Here is a 19,231-nt window from a genome sequence, read left to right as displayed (position 1 = left end):
GGTCAGAGGATGCCGGGCCGGGCGATGCGCTGCAGGCAGTGGCCGAGAAAGTGCTCGAGCTGTTCCGGCGAATCGGCGCGCGCCACCAGCGACAAAGGAATCTGCGCTTCGTCGTAGGTCAGTTGCTCCACCGGCCGGTCGTTGCGCTGCAGCTCGATCAGCAGCGGGCTGCGCACGATATCGTCGGGCACCACGAGTTCGGGCAGGTCGGGGCGATGATGGCCGGGATACAGCAGGAAGCCGTAGTACGCCGGGGACGACGCGTCCGGCGCGGGGGCCGGCAGTTGCAGATAGTCGCTGAGCTCGACCGACGGCAGGTGGACGCCCGTGCGCAGCCGATGGGTCTCGACGATGCGGGCGCCGCCCAGGCGGTTGGCGGCCTCGAGGAAAATGCAGGTCTCGCCGTCGAAGAACGCCTCGAGATGGATACAGCCGTGTCGGATCCCGAGCGCGTCGACGACCTGGCGCGCGAAGGTGTCGAAGATCGGGTTCTGCGCGACCTGGAACGAACCCACCGGCTCGCCGGACAGGTAGGCGAGCGGCGTGTTGAGATAGCGGCTGGGCAGGAAGTGCTCGACCTGGCCGTCCACCACCACGCCGTCGAAGTGATAGAGCGGCGCGTCGACATATTCCTCGATCTCGTGGCTTTCCCAGCCGTCGTGGCGTTCGAGATGGTCGATCGCGGCGTCGAAGCTGTCATGGACCACGATGCCGCGGCTCGATGCGCCGTCGCGCGGCTTGCTGATCGTCCTGCCGCTCCAGCGCCGCGCGGGCACGTCCTCGGCCCGCTCGATGAAGCGCGGATAGCGGATCGAGCCGGCCTCGGCGATGCGCCGCTTCATCTTGACCTTGTCGCGCACCAGCTCGATCTGTTCGTACGCCGGCCCGGCGATGCCGAGCGCCGCGCGTATCAGGCACGCTTCGAGGATCCCGTATTCGGACAACGCGATCACGGAGCGGAAGCCGTCGCCGGGCGATACGCGCGCGAGCACGGCCTGCACGAGATCGTCTTCGGCGTCCGGCGGCAGCGCGATGCGGCGGCACGCCAGTTCGTCCGGCAGGTCGCGCAGGTGCTTGTCGAGCCCGATATAGGTCAGCTCGTGCGCACGATGGTCGAGCACGAGGTCGTAGCGCATTTTCCGGAACGGCGCCTGGTGCAGGATCAGGATTTTCATCGCGACACCTCCAGCAGCGACATGCCCCAGCTGAACCCCATCGCGCTGGTCGCCATCGCCACGACGTCCCCGCGCCGCAACCGGCCCGCCTGGAACAGCTGACGCAGCGCGATCCAGTTGTCGCCGCCGCCGAGATGGCCGTCGAGGTGGTAGTTGAAGACGCTGCGCTCGGCCGGAAAATCGAGGTTCTTCAGCAGGCTCTCGTGGACGTCGCGGTCGCCCTGGTTGATGAGCAGGTAGCGCAACTGGTCGATCGCGAGGGCGGCGCCGCCCAGGCAGAGGCCGAGCAGCTCGACGAACGCGTCGATGTAGCGCTGCTTCAGGCCGCGGCGTTCGTAGTGCTTGCCGACCACGGTGCGGCCGTCGTGCAGGTGGCCGCGGTACATGTCGCACCACGACGGGTCGGTGCGCATCTCGTCGCCGCGCAGCGTCAGCAGCGGGCGCTCCGCGCCGACCAGCACGGCGGTGGCGCTGTCCCCGAAGTTGAACAGCGCGCGCGACTGCGCGTCGGACCGGTCGATCACGCGGCTCAGGCGATCGCAGATGATGACGAGCGCGAGCTGCCCGGGCCGCGCGGCGACCTTGTCGCGCGCGATGGACAGGCCCGTCGCGCCGGCGTTGCAGAAGTTGACCACCTCGAAGCAGTGCGCGTGCGCCAGCCCCAGTTCCGACGCGACTTTCGCGGCGGGCGACCAGAACGGCGCGTCCCAGACGCCCGAGCCGCAGTAGATCACCCAGCCGATCCGGCGGGTGTCGACGGCCTGCCGTTCGATCACGGACGCGGCCACCTGCGCCGCATACCGCCAGTCCGGGATATCGGCGTCGAACACCGACACCGCCGGCGCCGGAAGGATCTCGTCGAGGTCGCCGGGGGCGAGCCCCGACCAGCGCACGAGGTCCTCGCGCGAGACGGTGATCGCGGGCACCAGCGTCTCGAAATCGGTCACGCCGACGGCGCCGCTCATTTCACCGCCACGCGATGGACGGTGCGCGCCTGGTTGTCCTCGACGTGCGTGACCGCGTGATAGGCGGTTTCCGTTTTCCACAGCAGCAGGTCGCCCTTGGTCCACCGGTGGCGGTAAACGTAGCGGCTGTCGGTCACCAGTTCCTCGAGCAGCGCGAGGAATTCCTGGTTCTCGTTCGCATCGAAGCCGATCACGTAATCGAGGTAGTCCCGCGCGCCGTACAGGTACGGCCGCCCGGTCCGGGCGTCGATCTTGACCAGGTCGTGGGTGACCGGCGGATGCAGCTTCTCGGCGTGCTGCATGATCTCGGCGATCGAATAGCCGACATGTTCCGGGCGCGCCTTGAAGCGCTTGCGCACGGTATGAACCGCCTGGCGTCCCGCGATCCGGTTCTTCCAGGTGTCGGGCAGGCGCGCATAGACATCGCGGGCGCTGGAGAACAGCGTATCGCCGCTGGACGCGGGGATGGTGATGCCGTGCAGCAGCGTATAGGTGGTCGGGTTGTCGGTATAGGAAGAATCCTGGTGCCAGAAGTTGCCCACGCGCGGCACGCCATACGCCTTGCCGTTCACGATTTCGTTCGACGAGATCATGATTTCGGGGTGCTCCGGATGGCGGTACTGGCTCATCACGAACGGCACCGGCTCGCCGATCAGGCGGGCGAGTTCCACCTGTTCGCCCGGCGAGATCTCGAGGTCCTTGAAGATCAGCAGTTCGTGGTCGTGCAGGGCCTGCAGCACCTGCTCGCGGGTCTCGGGGTTGCGGATGTCGCGGATCGAGATGTCGTGAATTTCGGCGCCGACGTAATCGCTGACTGGCTTGATTTGCATGATGTTCCCCTGTGCCTGGATCAGATGGTGGATGCGAGTGCCGCCGCGAACCGGTCGATCTGCGCGGTCGAATGGTCCGGCGTCACGGTCACGCGAAAGCGCTCCTGGCCGCGCGGAACGGACGGAAAATTGATCGGCTGGACGTAGATCCCGTGGTCGTTCAACAGCGTGCGGGAAACCCGCTTGATCCTCTCCAGGCCCGGGATGATGATCGGCACGATATGGCTCTCGGCGTCGACGAAGTCGACCTCATGCCGGCGCAACGCGGCCTTCAGGTACGCGACGTTCGCGAACAGCGTCGCGCGGCGCGCGGTGTCGCCGACGATGTGGTCGATGCTCGCGCGCGTCGCGGCCATCAGCGCCGGCGGCAGCGACGTGGTGAAGATGAATCCCGGCGACAGGCTGCGGATGCAGTCGACGGCGTCGCGCGCGCCCACGACAAAGCCGCCCGACGTGCCGATCGCCTTGCCGAAACCGCCCTGGATGAAGTCGACGCCGTGTTCGTCCAGCGCTTCGCACAGGCCCAGGCCCCTGGGGCCGAACACGCCGACCGAATGGGTCTCGTCGATATAGGTGAGCGCGTTGTAGCGCTTCGCGAGCCGCACGATCTCCTTCACCGGCGCCAGATCGCCGTCCATCGAATACACCGATTCGAAGGCGATCAGCTTCGGCCGCTCGAACGGCTCGGCGGCCAGGCCGCGTTCGAGATCCGCGAGATCGTTGTGCTTGAAGACGTACTTGTCGCTCTTGAACTTCCGGATGCCCTCGATCATCGAGCGATGATTGAACGCGTCGGAATACACCACCGCGTCGCCGAGCACGGACACGAGCACGCCGAGGCTCTCGGTATTGGCCAGATAGCCGTTGTTGAAGATCAGTGCGCTGTCCCGGCCGTACAGCCGGGCCAGATGCTGTTCCAGGTCGACGTGCGCGCCGGTGTTGCCGGAAATGTTGCGCGACCCGCCCGAGCCCGCGCCGAACCGGGCGAGCGCGTCCCGGAACGACGCGATGACCTTGTCGTGCTGCCCCATGCCCAGGTAGTCGTTGCTGCACCACACCTCGATCGTCTTTTCCTGGTAGTTCGCCAGCGGGAAATGACCGGCGCTGCGAGAAAACGTCAGGAAATGCCGATAGGCATCCGTCGTTTTGAGTTGATGCAGGACGTCGCCAAATGCTTCCGCATAATTGAATTTCACTTCAACCGTAGACATTATTTCCCCACCCTTGGTTGGTACCCGGTACGAAAACTATGGCCGGCGCGTGACGAGCCGGAAATGAGTATTCCTGACTGAATGAGTCAGGGTGCCTCGACTGAAAGGGGCAATCCTTGTTTTATTTGAATGAACTGCGGCTGGCGGGCGTATCCCGGGGCGGGGATCAGGCCGCGCCTGCGTCGTCGCTGTCGACGCTGACGATGGCCTTGCCGAGATTGCCGCCCGAGAGCATCGCGAGAAAGGCGTCGACGATGTTGTCGAACCCCGTCGTGACGGTTTCCGGCGCGACGAGGTCGCGACGCTGGAGGTGCGGGATCGCGAAGTCCTCGAGTTCCTGCTGCAGGCCGGTGTAGTGCTTCACGAGGAAGCCTTGCAGGGTCAGGCTCTTGCCCACCGCGTCGAACAGATTGCGCGGCGCGGCGGGCGGCTGCAGCGCGCTGTATTGCGCGACCGCGCCGATCAGCGCCGCGCGCCCGTGTTCCTTCAGCGCGGCGATGGCCGCCTCGAGCTGTTCGCCGCCGACGTTGTCCAGGTAGACGTCGATGCCTTCGGGAACCCGTTCGCGCAATTGCGCGCCGACCTGCCCGGGCCGATAGACGAACGCGTCGGAATAGCCGAGACCGTTCGTCAATTGCCGGGCCTTGCTTTCGTTGCTTGTGCTTCCGACGATCCGGCCCGCGCCGAGCAGTTTCGCGAACTGGCCGGCCGCGGTGCCGACGCCGCCGGCCGCGGCGGACACATACACGGATTCACCGGGCTGCAGGCGGGCGATGCGGGTCAGGGCCACCCACGCGGTCAGCCCGGTGCCGCCGAGGATGCTCAGCCAGGCGGTGAGCGGCACGCCTTCGACGGGGCGGATCACCCGCGCCGCCTGCACCGGCACCTGGGCGTAGGTGCGCCATCCCTGTCGATGGAAGACCCAGTCGCCGGGCCGAAGCGCGGCGTCCGTGGAGCGGAGTACCTGGCCGATGGTCCGGCCTTCGAGCGGCGCATTCAGCGCCCAGTCGCCGTCCATGCACTCGCGCATGTAGGGGTCGACCGAGAAATGCACGTTTCTCACCAGGGCTTCGCCGGGCGCCAATGGTGCCAGCGGCTGCCGGACGAAACGGAAATGCTCCCGGCGCGGTTCGCCGTGCGGCCGTTCGACCTGATGGACCAGCGTATTGCGGGACGGCTGATATCCAAAATCCATTTCGCTCATTAACTATCCACGATAATTGATAACGGCCGGGGTATTGCCGTGCTGGGGCAGCATATTTATGAGGCAATGAACGAATCGATAATCAAGAGAATAGAATTAACGCTCGATTCGACCATTGTTTACAAAATCGTTGAATTCGCCAGGGCGAGGCATGCCGGCCTCGGCAAAGGCGAATTCGAATCGATTTGTTTTATTTGCGTGGACATTCTGCATAACGGCAAGCACAATAAAAACGGCAAATTCAGAATTTTTTGTTTCCTCTTTTATGCGACTGATCGACCGGTTTCATCGGCTTGGCGAGTTTCTCGAAGAGCAGGGCAGTCAGCCCGGGTTGCCGGCGCTGGCGCAGGCGCTGGACTGCACCGAGCGCAACGTGCGGGGCCTGTTGCGCAAGATGGAGGCGCAAGGGTGGTTGCGGTGGGAGGCGGCGCGCGGCCGCGGCCACTTCTCGCGTCTGACGATGCTGGTTCCCCCGCAGCACGCGGCGCTCGACCGCCTCTCCGGCCTGCTGGCGGACGGCGAACTGGAGCAGGCGTTCGCCAGCCTGGGGGACGGGCAGCGCCAGCAGTTGCTGCGACGGTTGCCGGATTTCCTCGGAATCCAGCCCGCGGGCTCGCACGGCCGCCGCCTGCGCATGCCCCTTTACCGTGCGGTGGACGCGCTCGATCCGTACCGGGTGATCAGCCGCCTGGAAGCCCACCTGGTGCGGCAGATCTTTTCGCGGCTGACCGAGTTCGACCGGCACACGCAGCGCGTCGTGCCGGCGCTGGCGCATCACTGGGAGCCGGACGAGGGCGGACGGGGCTGGCACTTCTGGCTCCGGCCGAACGTCGCGTTCCACGACGGCCGTCCGCTGGAACCGGAGGACGTGCGCGACACGCTGCTGCGCATGCGCGACGAGCCGAGCTATTTCCAGCGCCTGTATCGGCATCTGCTCGACGTGGAAATCGCCGAAGGCCGGCGGATCGTGTGCCGTCTGAGCGACGTCGATCATCTGTGGCCGCAGCGACTCGCGGCGGCCAATGCGTCGATCGTGCCGCGTCACCGGAGCGCCGACTTCGCGCGCATGCCGATCGGCACCGGGCCGTTCAGGCTGACGCGTCACAGCGATTACCGGATCACCTTGTCGGCGTTCGGCGATCACTATCGCGAGCGCGCGCTGCTCGACGAACTGGATCTGTGGTTCATGCCGTCGGCCGAGCAGGCGGACGGCTTCGATCTTCGCTTCGGACACTCCGCGTCCCGCGCGCCCGACCACAAGGGCATCGTGCGCGTGCAGGCGGGCTGTACCTATGTGGTGTGCAACGCGACGCGCGACGCCTTTCGCGAGCGCGCCGATCGGCTGGCGCTGGCGGACTGGCTCGCGCCCGGCCGCCTGTTCGGCCCTGACGATCCCGCGCGGCGGCCGGCGGCCGGGCTGCTGCCGGCCTGGCGGCATCGTGTCGCGACGCCGGGCCCCGCGCCCTTCGCGCCGCAATACACCGAGCTGACGCTGGTCACCGGGCAGACCCACGACGAGCAGGTGCTGGCCCGCGCGATCGAGGCCCGGCTGTGCGAGGCGGGCGTCCGGCTGCGCGTGATGGCGCTGCCTTATGCCGACCTGATCCGGCGCGACTGGCTGGATGCGGCCGACCTGGTGCTGGGCAGCGAGATCCTGCACGACGACGAGGATTTCGGCTGCTTCGAATGGTTCGCGGCCGACAGCGTATTCCGGCAATGGATGCCGGAGCATGCCGCGCTCGAACTGGATCGCCGGCTGCGCGCGGTGCAGGCGCAAGCCGATGCGTGCGCGCGAATGACGGACTACGAGGCAATCGGCAGGCAACTGGTCGAGGCCGCATGGCTGATCCCGATCTCGCACGAGCACCAGCACGTCGAGCTCGCATCGCACGTTGCCGGGGTCGACGCCGCGCCGCTGGGGTTCGTGTCGTTCGCCGGGCTGTGGGTGCGGTGACGGGGTTGCCGGGCAGCGTCATGCGTTGATCCAGGTGGATATCGCGACGACGTGCGCGACGATATAATTCGCACTCCGAGGGCACTCGAGCGCGACCGCGCACAGACGACACGACAACAAGAATCAGACATGGCTCCGTCTCAACCACATGCATTGCAGCGTCCACCCGCCGAAGTCCTGTATGCCGATCAGTTCGCGGAACTGAAGGCGCAGGACGGCGCACGGTCACGCCCGCCGGGCCGGCAACCGAGCCTGACGGCCGCCCGCGCATTCATCGCAAACGATCGCGCGAAGCTGCGCCGCTACTTCGAGCAGAAGGCGGCGCGACGTGAAGGGACGCGCCGGCGCGCGTACTACGGGGCCCGCAACCGTTTGCCGTGACGGATGACCTGCGATGTCCGGAAACGGACACATGCGCGTCGACAATCGCTGATATGTTGCCGCGCGATGGCGAATCGGCCGGAGCGCATTCCGGCACGCCGTGCCGCAACAAGAGGCGGCGAGTCCTCCCCGAACGGCGGACCCGCTCCCGGCCAGTCGACTTCTTCCGGGCAATTTCACCGACATGCTAGATCCCGCCGTGGCCATCGCCACTTCCGCACTCATGAGCACGGTACTGCTGGTGCTGCTCGGCTCCCTGCTCAGGTCGGGGATCCCCGGCGTGCTCGAATGGTTCGCCGCCAACGCCGCGATGGTCGTCGGCATGCCGCTGATCCTGTTGCGCGGGCAGATTCCGGATTCCCTGTCCGTCGTTGCCGCGAACCTGCTGATGGCCTCCGCGGCCATCACGTACTACGCCGGTTGCGCGCGTTTCCTGGGGCACGCCGTTCGCTGGGCCTGGCTGACCGTTTCGCTCCTGCCGCTCGGCATGGCGCTGGTCTACTGGCGCTACGCGGTCGACAGCATTCCCGTGCGCGTGCTCGTCACCACGTCGTTCAGCGCCGCGTTCTGCATCGCGATCGGGCTTCTGGTGCTTCGCCATCGGCCGTCCGGCCGCCCGGCCTATCCGTATCGGGTGACCGCCGTGATGGCGTTCCTCTTTGCCGTCTGCCAGCTCGCGCGCGGGATCTATTTCATGACGCTCGACGGCGCGTCGAGCCCGCTGATGTTCGCGTCCACCGGCAACGTGATACTGCTGGTCGCCGGTGCGACCATCGTGCCCACGCTGTCGATGTCCGCGATGATGATGGTGCACGACCTCCTGCTCGCCGATGCGCGCGAGGCGGCGAACCGGGATTTCCTCACCGGGGCGCTGTCGCGCAAGGGCTTCGAAGCGGTGGCGCGCAAGCATCTGGCCGACGCGGACAGGTGCGGCCTGCCTGCCTCCCTGCTGATCGCCGACCTCGATCATTTCAAATCGATCAACGATACGCTCGGTCATGCGGGCGGCGACGCCGTGCTGCGCGAATTCGTCCGCATGACGCAATCGCAGTTGCGGCGCGGCGACGTGCTCGGGCGCATCGGCGGCGAGGAATTCGCCGTGCTGCTGCCGGCGACGGAGCTGGACGATGCACTGCGCCTCGCGGAGCGGTTGCGCCACGCCGTCCTTGCGCAACCCGTGACGACGCAGGCCGGGCCGTGCGCGTACAGCATCAGCGGCGGCCTGGCAGGCTGGCGGCCGGGTGAAACCCTCGACCACCTGAGCACGAAGGCGGACGCCGCGTTGTACGAGGCGAAGCGTTCGGGACGCAACAGGATGTGCATCCACGGCGAGACGCGAAGCGCACACGCGTCGCCGTTCCAGGACCTTGCCGTACCGGCGGCGGTTTCGTGAACGCACGGCCCCCGCGCGGACAGGCAGGATCGGAACGACATGCAACCTCGGTTCACGAACAACGACGGCATCATGCGGCCCGGCGTGCGTCGCGGCCGCCGCCCGTGCCGGCCGTATCGACACTGATTGCCGTGCACGTGCGGGCCGAGGGGCAGGGGCCGCCCGCCGCGGTCACGCCCGCCCGCACGTCCTCCCGTTGCTTTGGTTCTTTCGACACTCACCATGACACAGCCCATCGCCGAACTCCTTGCCGTCCTGCAGCGTCCCGTACACGGTCAGGCCGATCTCCTCACGCTGGACGATTTCTTCGAGCTGACCGAAGTCCACGCCGTGCATGAGCAGACGGAGGATCGCAGTTGCGCCGACACCTTCCTGCACGCGTGTGCGGCCGCACTGCCGGCGCTGCATCCGAATCGCGCGGCGTTGCTTGCGTTGCTCGGCGGCGCGATCGTCGAGCGCGGCGCCGATCCCCGCATCCTGTTTGCGGCCGCGCGGGCCGTGCTTGGCGCGTGGCTGCGCGAACTCGCGCCGTATTGCGCGCAGGCGGTCGAGGAAGAAGACGATGAAGCGGACGACGAGGCCCGCCGCGACTGGCACGCGGCCCGCCAGCGGCTCGATGCACGCGACGAGCGGCAAGCCTGGGAGGTCGACGCATTGCGGGCCGCCGTCGATACGCTCGTGCTGCCGCTGATGGCGATGCTGATGCGCGATCGCGACAATCACCGCGATTTCGTCGCGGACGCCGCGCTGCAGGCGTTGCTCGACCGCATGGCGGACAACGACAGTTTGCCGTTCGACCAGTTGCACTATCTGCGCACCGCGTCCGCGTTGACCTACGACCCGGAGTGCGTCGTCGTGCTGCCGGCTTCGGGCACGGGCTTCGTGGCCAGCGCGCACGCGGTCAACAACACGTTCCATGCATTCACGCTGCTGCAGCGCCTGATCGGCGAACACGCGCACGCGCTGCGCATCGGCAGGCCGATCGCCGCGAGGATCGGCGACGAGGAACAGGACACGTCGGAGTTTCACTGGCTGCAGGCGCACGCCTATGCGAACGGCGTGCTGGTCGACAACCTGGCGCTCGCATGGGGCGAGGCGCCGTTGCGCAACCTCACCCGCAAGCACGGCAAATGCGTGCTGATCGCGTTGGATACGGAAGAGGGAATCCGGCGCAGCTGGGACGGTTTCAATGGCGTCTGTCACCCGGCGCAGAACCCGTCCATGACGCTGGTGCGCTTCCTGACGCCCGCCGAAGTGGCCGGCTATCTGGCCTGACGCGCCGGCTTTACGGGGATTCGCGCAAGCGGGGCTCCGGGCGGCGCCGCGTCTCCGTCCTCGCCCGGCCCGATCGGGCCAGGCGAGACTGGAGAAGGGCGGGCCACGACCCGTCCGCTTCGCGCGCAACACCACACGGGCCCGCAAACCCTGCCGACCCTTGGTCGACGGCATGCTTGTCCAACGAGCGCCTCGTGCCTTTTTTATATCAGTGCTCGTCGGAATGCCGCCGACAGCCCGGCCGCCCTGTTTTATCGGCGTCGCTCGAAGCGGTCGCCTGACCGATCGATGCGCCGTCATCGTGCGGGGTGCTGCCCATGATGGTGGTGCTGATCAAGGCGCCCGGGTGTCCATGGCCGCGCACTGCGCCCGTGCATCCTTGATTGGCGTGCATGTTAAATGAGCGCGCGCGTCAAAAACTGACAAATTCTGACATTCGGGAGACGGCCGGCGCCGGGCGGCCGGACGACGTCGCGCGTTCGGGTATAGTGTCGCCCGATCGCAGCAACCTGCACGGATCGCGTGATGTTTCGGCTCATCTTCCTCATCCTGTTTGCCTGGGCCCCGGCGGCCTTCGCCTCACCCGCCATTTCGCTGCCGGCCGGCGGGCAGGTCGGCATCCGGACGGGCTGGGACCTGTTGCGCGATCCCGGCAACACGCTGACGGTCGAGCAGATCTCGCGCCCCGAGATCGCGCGCGGGTTCGTCGGCCAGACGTCGGAGCCGGCGCTCGGCTACGTCGCCGGCACCGCGTGGCTGCGCCTGACCGTCATACGCCCGGCGGGTGCGCCGCCGATGTGGTTCCTGGAATTGCGCTCGTCGCTGCTGAACGACGTCACGCTGTACGTGCCGCAGCCCGACGGCGGATACCGGCGCCATGTCGCGGGCGATCGCAAGCCGGTGGAGCAACGCGACGTCGCCTACCGCAACCCGGTATTTCGCGTGGATCTTCCCGAGGGCCAACCGGTCACGCTGTATCTGCGAATCCGCAGTACCAGCACCATGAGCTTCTCGATGACGCTGTGGTCGCCCGACGCATTCATCTCCGCGACGAGCAAGGAATCGCTGCTGTTCGGCCTGCTGGACGCCGCGCATCTCGTGCTGCTCGTCTCGAGCCTGTGGCTGTTCCGGGTAACGCGCGACGCATCGTTCGGGCTCTACGGGCTGAGCGTGCTCGTGAACCTGCTCACCGCGCTGGGCGCCGAAGGCTATATCTATCAGTACCTGCTGCCTCACTCGCCGGTCGCAAGCAGTGCGATCTACCTGAGCAGCTGGCTGCTCGGCACGCCGGTGGGCACGCTGTTCACCGCGCACTACCTCGGCCTGTTCAACGCGCGCTGGCGGCGCCCCGCGATCGTTTTTTGCGCGGTGACGATCGTCGCGGCGCTGGCCGCCGCGCCGCTGATGCTGATCGTCAACGTCTGGTGGGTGCGCCCGCTCTACCTGTTCTGGCAGATCGCGGTCATCGTCGTCACGATGGCCGTCTCGCTCTGGCTCAGCGTGCGCGGACACCGCCATGCGCGCGTGGTCGTGCTCGTGCTGCTGCTGTTGCTCGGCGGCAGCGCGTTGCGCGTCGCCCGCAACGTCGGCTGGATCGCGCCGGGGCTGCTGGCCGACAACGCCGGATATCTGGGGATGCTCGCGTTCATGCTGATCATGAATTCGGCGATCAGCTCGCGCTACAACGCGATGCGCAATGCGATGGAAGCGGCGCAGGCCGACGCGTTGCGCGTTGCCCGCCAGGCCGAGCGCGATCTCGAGGCCAAGGTCGCGCTGCGCACCCAGGCGCTTCGCGAGGCGATGGAGCAGGTGGAAGCGTCGCTCGCGATGGAAAAGCGCGCGCAGGACGAGCAGCGCCAGCTTCTGGCGACCGTCTCGCACGAGCTGCGCACGCCGCTCGCGGTGATCGACGCCACCGCGCAGAACCTCGATCTCGACGACTCCCGCGCCGATCCGCTGACCTCGTCGCGCTACCAGAAGATCCTGCGCGCGACGCAGCGCCTGACGGTGCTCATCAACGATTCGCTGCACGAGGACGGCTTCGAGCTGCTGCGGCGCGGCACCCGGATCGGCGACACGCGGCTGGCGGGGTTGCTCGACGATGCGGCCGCGGCCGCCGAGGCGCTGTCCGACGGGCACCGCCTCCAGATCGACGCGAAAAACCTGCCGGACGCCTTCGCGTGCGACGGCAGCCTGACGCGCCTGGTGCTGCGCACGCTCGCCGACAATGCCGTCAAGTACACGCCCGCCGGCACACGGATCGTGTTGCGGGGCCGGCGTGCGCCGGGCGGCGTGGAACTGGAGGTGGAGGACGACGGCCCCGGCATTCCGCCGGCGGACCTGCCGTACGTGTTCGACCGCTTCTATCGCGGCCGCAACGTGGGCCGCAAACCGGGTACGGGCCTCGGTCTGCCGCTCGCGCGCCGCATGGTCGAGATGCAGGGCGGCACCCTGAACCTGGTCAGCGAGCCCGGGCGCGGCTGCCGGGCGACGGTCTTCCTGCCCGTGCAGGCGGACGTGGCGGCCCTGGCCGCTCAGGCGAGCATCAGCGGCGCGGCGAACGTATAGCCGGTGCGGTGCACCGTTTTCAGCGGCAGCTCGGAACCGGCCTCGCCGCGCCAGCGCTGCCGCAGGCGGCTGACCATCGTCTCCAGCCTGCGCTCGTCGTAGTCCACCCAGTCGAAACCGAAATCCTCCGCGATCTGCCGTCGGCTGACCGCCTTGGCCGGATGGCGCGCCAGCAGGGCGAGCAGGGCGATCTCGCTGGCCGACAGGTCGAGCCGACCGCCGTCCGGCGCCGACAGCACGCGCGCCTGGCCGTCGAGCCGCCAGTGGTTCGTCACCCGGCGGCCGAGCGCCTGGAGAATCGCGTCGAGTTCAAGCAGCTTCACCGGCTTGACGAGATAGTGGTCGGCTCCGCCGATCAGGCCATCGATCTTGTCCTGCGTGTCGCCCCGCGCGGTCAGCATGACGATGCCGCAGTCTCGATGCCGGGCCCTGAGCCACACGGCCGCATCGAAGCCGCTCCCGTCCGGCAGCATCACGTCGATGATCGCGAATGCGAGATCCGACGCGCGTTCCCGGAACTCCGCGACCGTGCCGGCCTGATCGACCGTCCAGCCGCGCTTTTCCAGGAACGCGGCGATTTCCTCGCGCAACTCGACTTCATCGTCGAGCAACAGCACCTTAGTCATACCGCTACCTCGGACCGCTCCGTGCATCCGCGGCGTCTTCCCGTGTTTCCGCCCCGATCGGCGGCAGCGCCGCGCTCGATCGCGCGATGCAGCCGCCATCGGCCCCATCCTGGCTTGCACACTTTGCAAGCGCGGGAATTTTAGCCGACCAGAACCGCGGCGATTGCGTCCGGCGGGAAAAATCGAAGGCCGCGAACACATACCCGGAACGCGTACGCCGGCGCTCGTTCGTCGAAGCGCCTCGATACCGCGTGGCGGTTAGCGGTGCCGGTATCGGTGTCTGCCGGTCTGGCCGCCGCAGAGGGATATCGTGTTTTCCTGACATGCCGGGAAACAATCGTCAGCTTCGGATCTATGCGGCAATCGGCGCGATCCGGTTGCCGGACCGGCCATGATTTTCGCCGGACGATTTTGTCGAAATGAGAATTGCAGCGACGCTAACAAAGTGCATCGATGTATCCCGCCACGGGAATAATCGCTATCGATATTAAATAAAACAAATGGCGAGATTGTTTTAATACCGGTTCGCATCGTCTGTCCGAGGTGGCCTGCGCAAGCGTTGCCATGCCCGATTGTCGCGAAACGTCTCGACCACGTGCCGCCGATGCGATGTTGCCGATATCTCCAGCGCGGCCGACGAAACAATTTCAAATTCATCACTAAATCCTGACTCGATTAACACCGATGACTGGAAAAATTAACCTGTCAGAAAATATCTTGTAATTATAAAAATGGCCTCCTAGCATGCCTCTGCGGTTCGTGACATGTCTTAAACCAAGGTTTTACTTGAGGTATTCCTCGAACATTACCCATTCATAACGCGGGGGATTACATGAAGAAACTGTCTCGTCTGCTGCCCGTCACCGCGATTACCGTCGCGAGTCTCGGCGCCTTTGCCCAGGCCGGCGACCCGTCGGCCACGGTCGACAAGGCGCTGCAACTGATCCAGCAGAACCCGTCCGCCTTCAGCCTGGCCACCGGCGGCGCGGCACGTACCTTGAAGTTCGCGGGGCCGCAGGCGAATGCGCCGACGGACGGCGACCAGTTCCAGGTGCGCGACGTGATCGTCGATCCCGACGGCACCGAGCACGTGCGTTTCGACCGCTTCCATGCGGGGCTGCCCGTGGTCGGCGGCGACGTCGTCGTCCATTCGCGCCAGGGGCAGTTGAAGCAGGCGAGCCTGACCCAGCTCGCGCCGATCAATCTTGGCAATACGATCGGCAAGGTCGGAAACCGCGCCGTGGTGCGCAACGCGCCCGACATCGGCGCGGCTACGGTCAGGCGCATCGCGGCCGCACGTTTCGACTCGGACGTGCGCCGTGTCGATGACGCGGAACTCGTCGTGTTCGCCCGCGATGTCACGCCGACGCTGGCTTATGCGGTGCGTGTGTACGGCAAGGCGACCGATACGCACGGCGATGCCGTGCTGTACTACGTCGACGCGCGCACCGGCGTCGTGCTCGACGCACAGGACCTGATCAAGACTGCCGCCGCGACCGGCACCGGCCGCTCGCTGTACTACGGCAACCTGACGCTCACCACGGACCAGACCGGCACGAACGCGTACCGGATGCTCGATCCGGGGCGCGGTTCCGGCTCGGTCTACGACGGTCGCGGCCTGAGCTCCGACGACATCGAGCAGGCGACCGACCTGCCGATCTTCACCAGCAGCACGAACGTCTGGGGCAACAACACGACCACCGACCGGCAGACCGTCGCCGCGGACATCGACTACGGGCTCGCGTTGACCTGGGATTACTACAAGACCATGCACAACCGCAACGGCATCTTCAACGACGGCCGCGGTGTGAAAAGCTATGCGCACGTGGTGTTCAACACGGGCAGCGGCACCACCGGCGCGAACGCCGCATGGCTGTCGTCGCACGTGATGGTGTACGGCGACGGCGATCCGGGCACCCGCCTGCCGAAACCCGTCGTTTCGGTCGATGTCGCCGGGCACGAGATGAGCCACGGCGTGACCGAGGCCACCGCCAATCTGAACTATTCGGGCGACGCGGGCGGCCTGAACGAGTCGACGTCCGACATTTTCGGTACGCTCGTGAAGTACTTCGCGAACAACCCGAACGATCCCGGCAACTATGTGATCGGCGCGCGCGTGGTGAGCGGCGGCCTGCGCAAGATGTACAAGCAGGATCTCGACGGCCGGTCGTTCAGCTGTTATCCGTCCGGCGGCTTCTCGTGGTCGAACCCGCGTCACGATCCGCATCTCACGTCGGGCGTGGGCAACCGCTTTTTCTACCTGCTGTCGGAGGGCCCGGCGGTGCCGTCGACCGATACCGGCCTGTCGAAGGCGCAGCTGGTCTGCAACGGCGACACGACCTTCAGCGGCCTGGGTCGCGAGAAGGCCGGCAAGATCTGGTACCGGACGCTGACCGTGTATCTGAACGCCAACTCCAGCTACCCGAACGCACGGCGTGCGTCGATCCAGGCGGCGAACGACCTGTATGGCGCCAGCTCGGCGGAGAGTGCGATCGTCGCTCGCGCGTGGAGCGCGGTCGGCGTGAATTGACGGCGGACGGGCGGGCAGGGTGAACGCCTTAAGGTCGCGTGGCGGGGCTTCGTCCCGGAGGCGGTTGCGCCGGGCGAGGCTGCCGCCACGATGGCCTTCGGGCGATCCGTTTCGCGTGTTGTCATCGGGATCGTTCCGGCAGCGTGACGCGACGTGCGCCGGAACCGGCGTTTCGTGTCGCAGGCCAGCCGGCCCGACCACCAGCCTGCGCAGCATGCGATCGGGACATGTCCGCCTCCAATGCAATCCCGACCGCGTGACGGGTGTGCCGCGGCAGGCCACGCGCCGAGGCAGGTCGCGCGGAACCGGTCGAATGCGTCACCGATTGGATTGCCGCGCACGGATTTCGCTGCGCAATGCTGTCATGCGCGCGATGATGCTGCTCGCGACGCTGGCGTTCGTTGCCTGTGCGCTGCCGGTATCGTTCCTGTGGTTTTTCGTCTGGCGATTCGCTTCCGGGTTGTCGGGCGGCGCGCTGATGGTGCTCGCCGCCCCGACGATCCTCGCGCACGTGCCGCCGTCGCGGCGCGGCTTTGCGAGCGGCGGCATCTTCACCGGCATCGGGCTGGGCATCGCCGCATCGGGGACGATCATGCCGATTCTGCTCCGGCAGGGGCTCATGGCCACTTGGCTCAGGCGTGCCCCCGGTATACCGCCCGGTAGCGGGGTTTACAACAGAAATGATGCGAGATGATTGATGTTTGATGCGCTCCGGGTATAATGGTGATGCTTGATGTTTGATGCTACCAAGGAGGGCCACATGCGCACCACTATCGACATCGATGACGACGTCCTTGCCTTCGCGCGGGAGCGTGCGAAGGCCGGCACGAGTATCGGCAAGGTGATTTCCGATCTCGCGCGGACAGCGCTGCAGCGAACGACGACCAACCAGTCGAGCCGCAATGGCTTGCCGTTGATGCCGGTCTCCGCGACTGCACGTCCGGTCACCCTCGACACCGTTAATCAACTTCGCGACGATTCGCTTTGATGACTTACCTTCTCGACGTCAACGTTCTCATTGCACTGCTGGACCCTGCGCATGTTCAGCACGAGCCGGCCCATGCATGGTTTGGCCGGGTAGGTCATTCTGCATGGGCCACGTGCCCCCTTACCGAAAATGGCGTGCTCCAGATCATAGGTAATCCGAAGTATCCGAACACGATGGGATCACCTGCGTCCGTTGCGCCGCTCGTCGTGCAACTGCGGGCCCACGCGGGGCACGCTTTCTGGTCGGACGACGTGAGCTTGCTAGATGAAAAACACGTCGACGCCACCCGCCTGCTGTCGTCCGCTCAGTTGACCGACACGTACCTGCTCGCGCTGGCACGGGCTCACAAGGGCAAGCTGGCGACGTTCGATCGACGCCTGGTTGTCGATGCGGTGCCGAACGGCGCCAAGCATCTTGAACTGATTTCCTGACCTTTGCCGGGGATCTACGCCAACTCGGGGAGGATAGAGCCCGTGGATCCAACGCTACGAGACTATTTCGGCAAACGCGATTGATAGATATTCAAACACGATGCCGAGTGACATCAATGATCGCGGCACACTCGCTGGTTCGCCGGCCCGTTTCTGTTTCTGCTTGATGTGTTCGAGACGCGATCCGCAAGATGGCCGCCTCGACGTCTGTTTCCGTGAACGCACGCTGTTTCTTGGCGGCTGGAGCCGATACCTTGGCCCGTACCGGCAATCCCTGATTGGTGCGTGACGGCGAACCGGAGATCCGCCGGTTGTCGCGCTGCGCCTGCATCGCTTCCGCCACTTGCAGCGCGTGACTCAAGCGCTTGTGTTCGACGATCGCGCCTTGATCGACCTCCGCCAGCTTGTCGTACAGGCGGCATTGCAATGCCTCGCCATCGGCCCGGATTTCGATCCGACCATCCGGGTACTCCCATACATCGATGTAGCGATGAATCAGCTTCCGGTTCTCAAGCGTATCGTCCAGCAGATACAGCACTCGGTCGTACAGCACCGTCAGCGGCTTGGAGACCCGGCGCGTTTCGCGCCAGGTCATCAACCGGTCCAGATTCTCATCGTTACGCAGCGGCCGGTGCGCGTCGAAGTCGCTGCGCGGCGGCTTCGCGAAGCGCGCGTTATACATGGCGATGAAGGAGGGCGCATAAGCGTTAGCGTCGGCCACCGTGTTGATGCCGCGCAATCTCAACTCCTTGACCAGCCGATCCTGCAGCGTCAGGTGCGCTCGCTCGACACGTCCCTTGGCCGGACTGCTGTTCGCGCAAAACGTGTCGATGTTCAGCTCGTACATCGCGCGGCCGAAGTGTGTCACTCGATTACCAGTCTTGCCTGGCGTTACGTTGCGGAACACGCTGTACTTGTCGCTATAGAACGCCCCTGGCTTGCCGTGGCACTCGATACACGCTCGTGTCGCCTCGAAGTAGCTGAAGGTCGATTCGGTCTGCGTGAAGTGCAGCATCATCAGCCGACTCGTCGCATCGTCCACGTACACCAGCAACGTGCAGGCCGGCGCCCGTTCCTCGAACCATCGATGGTCGCTGCCGTCGATCTGGATCAGTTCGCCGAGGCAGGCCCGGCGCGCTCTCGGCTGATAAACCTTCGGCGGTCGCTGCCGGCGCGGCACCCATAAACCAGCCTCCGTCATCAGCTTCCTGACCGTCTCCTTGGCCAGCCGAATGCCGTGGCACTCCCAGAGCTTCTCGCAAGCCAGCGTCGGCCCGAAATCGGCGTAGCGATCGCGGATGATCGACAGTGCCCGGTCGGCGGCTCCTGGGTCCAGGCGACGGTTGCCGGGCTTCGATCGGTGTCCCGATACCAAACCCGCCGCGCCGTGTTCCCGAAGCCGGGCGACCAACCGGCGAATCTGCCGGGTCGTCAATTCCAGCCGTTCCGCTGCACGCCACGGCTTGAGCTTGCCATCCGCCACATCCTGGATGACCTTGAATCTGTCCAGCTCGTGCATCGTCATCGTGATCCGTTCCGTTCCAGCCATCGCAGCCTCCGGCGCCGGACACCCGGCGGCCGAACAGCTTACGTGGCATGCGGATTCAACCCGTCGATGCAACGAATTGATGAAATCGCTCAGCCGGTGTATCGAAGTCTAGTGTCTTTCGCGGACGCTCATTGAGCCGCCTGGCTACAGC

16 protein-coding genes and 1 pseudogene are annotated in these 19,231 nt (G+C 66.0%); 9 read left to right on the top strand and 8 right to left on the bottom strand.

Translation table 11 applies throughout. The features are described 5' to 3' along the window. Window positions 1-2: 2 nt before the first annotated feature. The 5 genes from GQ57_RS04700 to GQ57_RS04680 all read right to left on the bottom strand — a co-directional run bounded on the left by GQ57_RS04700 (window position 3) and on the right by GQ57_RS04680 (window position 5,385). On the bottom strand, window positions 3-1,175 hold the full coding sequence (locus GQ57_RS04700) for an ATP-grasp domain-containing protein (protein WP_034197244.1): 1,173 nt from the start codon (window positions 1,173-1,175) through the stop codon (window positions 3-5). Further along, window positions 1,172-2,140: a 3-oxoacyl-ACP synthase III family protein gene (locus GQ57_RS04695; protein ID WP_034197243.1), complete on the bottom strand. Its 969-nt coding sequence runs from the start codon at window positions 2,138-2,140 to the stop codon at window positions 1,172-1,174. Before GQ57_RS04695 ends, GQ57_RS04700 begins: the two co-directional genes overlap by 4 nt. Continuing rightward, window positions 2,137-2,970: a TauD/TfdA dioxygenase family protein gene (locus GQ57_RS04690; protein WP_031397496.1), complete on the bottom strand. Its 834-nt coding sequence runs from the start codon at window positions 2,968-2,970 to the stop codon at window positions 2,137-2,139. The genes GQ57_RS04695 and GQ57_RS04690 overlap by 4 nt, the downstream gene beginning before the upstream one ends. Window positions 2,971-2,990: 20 nt before the next feature. Continuing rightward, window positions 2,991-4,181, bottom strand: coding sequence for a 5-aminolevulinate synthase (hemA, locus tag GQ57_RS04685; RefSeq protein ID WP_034197242.1), 1,191 nt, complete (start codon window positions 4,179-4,181; stop codon window positions 2,991-2,993). Window positions 4,182-4,347: 166 nt separating this feature from the next. Further along, window positions 4,348-5,385, bottom strand: coding sequence for an MDR family NADP-dependent oxidoreductase (locus GQ57_RS04680; RefSeq protein WP_052001076.1), 1,038 nt, complete (start codon window positions 5,383-5,385; stop codon window positions 4,348-4,350). Window positions 5,386-5,650: 265 nt separating this feature from the next. Here GQ57_RS04680 and GQ57_RS04675 point away from each other — a divergent pair, with 265 nt between their 5' ends. The 4 genes from GQ57_RS04675 (at window position 5,651) to GQ57_RS04660 (ending at window position 10,388) form a co-directional block, all read left to right on the top strand. Beyond that, window positions 5,651-7,339, top strand: a complete 1,689-nt coding sequence (locus tag GQ57_RS04675) for an SgrR family transcriptional regulator (RefSeq protein WP_052001074.1) — start codon at window positions 5,651-5,653, stop codon at window positions 7,337-7,339. 129 nt (window positions 7,340-7,468) lie between these two features. Further along, the gene (locus GQ57_RS43595; RefSeq protein WP_152603191.1) at window positions 7,469-7,720 is read left to right on the top strand and encodes a hypothetical protein; all 252 of its coding nucleotides are present in this window, start codon (window positions 7,469-7,471) and stop codon (window positions 7,718-7,720) included. Window positions 7,721-7,943: 223 nt separating this feature from the next. Then, entirely contained in the window at window positions 7,944-9,113 is a 1,170-nt protein-coding gene (locus GQ57_RS04665; protein WP_235215018.1) for a GGDEF domain-containing protein, read from the top strand. 222 nt (window positions 9,114-9,335) lie between these two features. Further along, window positions 9,336-10,388, top strand: coding sequence for a hypothetical protein (locus tag GQ57_RS04660; RefSeq protein ID WP_034197239.1), 1,053 nt, complete (start codon window positions 9,336-9,338; stop codon window positions 10,386-10,388). Between the two features lie 208 nt (window positions 10,389-10,596). Here GQ57_RS04660 and GQ57_RS44120 read toward each other — a convergent pair whose 3' ends face one another. Continuing rightward, a complete protein-coding gene (locus GQ57_RS44120) occupies window positions 10,597-10,725 on the bottom strand; it encodes a hypothetical protein (protein WP_265183105.1) in 129 nt (42 codons plus the stop codon). Window positions 10,726-10,913: 188 nt separating this feature from the next. On the opposite strand from GQ57_RS44120, the gene GQ57_RS04655 reads away from it, so the two are divergent. Beyond that, window positions 10,914-12,956 carry a sensor histidine kinase gene (locus GQ57_RS04655; protein WP_034197238.1) on the top strand — a complete coding sequence of 681 codons (2,043 nt, stop codon included), beginning with the start codon at window positions 10,914-10,916 and terminating at the stop codon, window positions 12,954-12,956. Here the strand turns inward: GQ57_RS04655 and GQ57_RS04650 are convergent. After that, window positions 12,923-13,582, bottom strand: coding sequence for a response regulator transcription factor (locus tag GQ57_RS04650; protein WP_031397488.1), 660 nt, complete (start codon window positions 13,580-13,582; stop codon window positions 12,923-12,925). The genes GQ57_RS04655 and GQ57_RS04650 overlap by 34 nt on opposite strands. Window positions 13,583-14,414: 832 nt before the next feature. Here GQ57_RS04650 and GQ57_RS04645 point away from each other — a divergent pair. The 4 genes and pseudogenes from GQ57_RS04645 to GQ57_RS04630 all read left to right on the top strand — a co-directional run bounded on the left by GQ57_RS04645 (window position 14,415) and on the right by GQ57_RS04630 (window position 17,531). Beyond that, complete coding sequence (locus GQ57_RS04645) at window positions 14,415-16,112, top strand: M4 family metallopeptidase (RefSeq protein ID WP_034197237.1); 1,698 nt, start codon at window positions 14,415-14,417, stop codon at window positions 16,110-16,112. A gap of 361 nt (window positions 16,113-16,473) precedes the next feature. Next, window positions 16,474-16,746, top strand: a pseudogene (locus tag GQ57_RS38885) (YbfB/YjiJ family MFS transporter); the annotation flags it as partial. Between the two features lie 126 nt (window positions 16,747-16,872). Then, window positions 16,873-17,100 (top strand): hypothetical protein, encoded by a 228-nt coding sequence (locus GQ57_RS04635; protein WP_031397485.1) that lies wholly within the window; start codon window positions 16,873-16,875, stop codon window positions 17,098-17,100. Next, entirely contained in the window at window positions 17,100-17,531 is a 432-nt protein-coding gene (locus GQ57_RS04630) for a TA system VapC family ribonuclease toxin (RefSeq protein ID WP_034197235.1), read from the top strand. Before GQ57_RS04635 ends, GQ57_RS04630 begins: the two co-directional genes overlap by 1 nt. Before the next feature lie 91 nt (window positions 17,532-17,622). On the opposite strand, the gene GQ57_RS04625 is transcribed toward GQ57_RS04630, so the two are convergent. Continuing rightward, window positions 17,623-19,080 carry an ISNCY family transposase gene (locus tag GQ57_RS04625; protein WP_034197234.1) on the bottom strand — a complete coding sequence of 486 codons (1,458 nt, stop codon included), beginning with the start codon at window positions 19,078-19,080 and terminating at the stop codon, window positions 17,623-17,625. Between the last annotated feature and the right edge of the window lie 151 nt (window positions 19,081-19,231).

It is taken from the genome of Burkholderia sp. MSh2, assembly GCF_000731655.1.
Lineage (GTDB): Bacteria > Pseudomonadota > Gammaproteobacteria > Burkholderiales > Burkholderiaceae > Burkholderia > Burkholderia paludis.
This window is presented reverse-complemented; position numbering and strand designations above follow the sequence as displayed.

What these genes read in the sequence shown, in the direction of transcription:
- GQ57_RS04700 (WP_034197244.1), bottom strand. Translation starts at nt 1,175, where the DNA reads ATGAAAATCCTGATCCTGCACCAGGCGCCGTTCCGGAAAATGCGCTAC.
- GQ57_RS04695 (WP_034197243.1), bottom strand. Translation starts at nt 2,140, where the DNA reads ATGAGCGGCGCCGTCGGCGTGACCGATTTCGAGACGCTGGTGCCCGCG.
- GQ57_RS04690 (WP_031397496.1), bottom strand. Translation starts at nt 2,970, where the DNA reads ATGCAAATCAAGCCAGTCAGCGATTACGTCGGCGCCGAAATTCACGAC.
- hemA (WP_034197242.1), bottom strand. Translation starts at nt 4,181, where the DNA reads ATGTCTACGGTTGAAGTGAAATTCAATTATGCGGAAGCATTTGGCGAC.
- GQ57_RS04680 (WP_052001076.1), bottom strand. Translation starts at nt 5,385, where the DNA reads ATGAGCGAAATGGATTTTGGATATCAGCCGTCCCGCAATACGCTGGTC.
- GQ57_RS04675 (WP_052001074.1), top strand. Translation starts at nt 5,651, where the DNA reads ATGCGACTGATCGACCGGTTTCATCGGCTTGGCGAGTTTCTCGAAGAG.
- GQ57_RS43595 (WP_152603191.1), top strand. Translation starts at nt 7,469, where the DNA reads ATGGCTCCGTCTCAACCACATGCATTGCAGCGTCCACCCGCCGAAGTC.
- GQ57_RS04665 (WP_235215018.1), top strand. Translation starts at nt 7,944, where the DNA reads ATGAGCACGGTACTGCTGGTGCTGCTCGGCTCCCTGCTCAGGTCGGGG.
- GQ57_RS04660 (WP_034197239.1), top strand. Translation starts at nt 9,336, where the DNA reads ATGACACAGCCCATCGCCGAACTCCTTGCCGTCCTGCAGCGTCCCGTA.
- GQ57_RS04655 (WP_034197238.1), top strand. Translation starts at nt 10,914, where the DNA reads ATGTTTCGGCTCATCTTCCTCATCCTGTTTGCCTGGGCCCCGGCGGCC.
- GQ57_RS04650 (WP_031397488.1), bottom strand. Translation starts at nt 13,582, where the DNA reads ATGACTAAGGTGCTGTTGCTCGACGATGAAGTCGAGTTGCGCGAGGAA.
- GQ57_RS04645 (WP_034197237.1), top strand. Translation starts at nt 14,415, where the DNA reads ATGAAGAAACTGTCTCGTCTGCTGCCCGTCACCGCGATTACCGTCGCG.
- GQ57_RS04635 (WP_031397485.1), top strand. Translation starts at nt 16,873, where the DNA reads ATGCGCACCACTATCGACATCGATGACGACGTCCTTGCCTTCGCGCGG.
- GQ57_RS04630 (WP_034197235.1), top strand. Translation starts at nt 17,100, where the DNA reads ATGACTTACCTTCTCGACGTCAACGTTCTCATTGCACTGCTGGACCCT.
- GQ57_RS04625 (WP_034197234.1), bottom strand. Translation starts at nt 19,080, where the DNA reads ATGGCTGGAACGGAACGGATCACGATGACGATGCACGAGCTGGACAGA.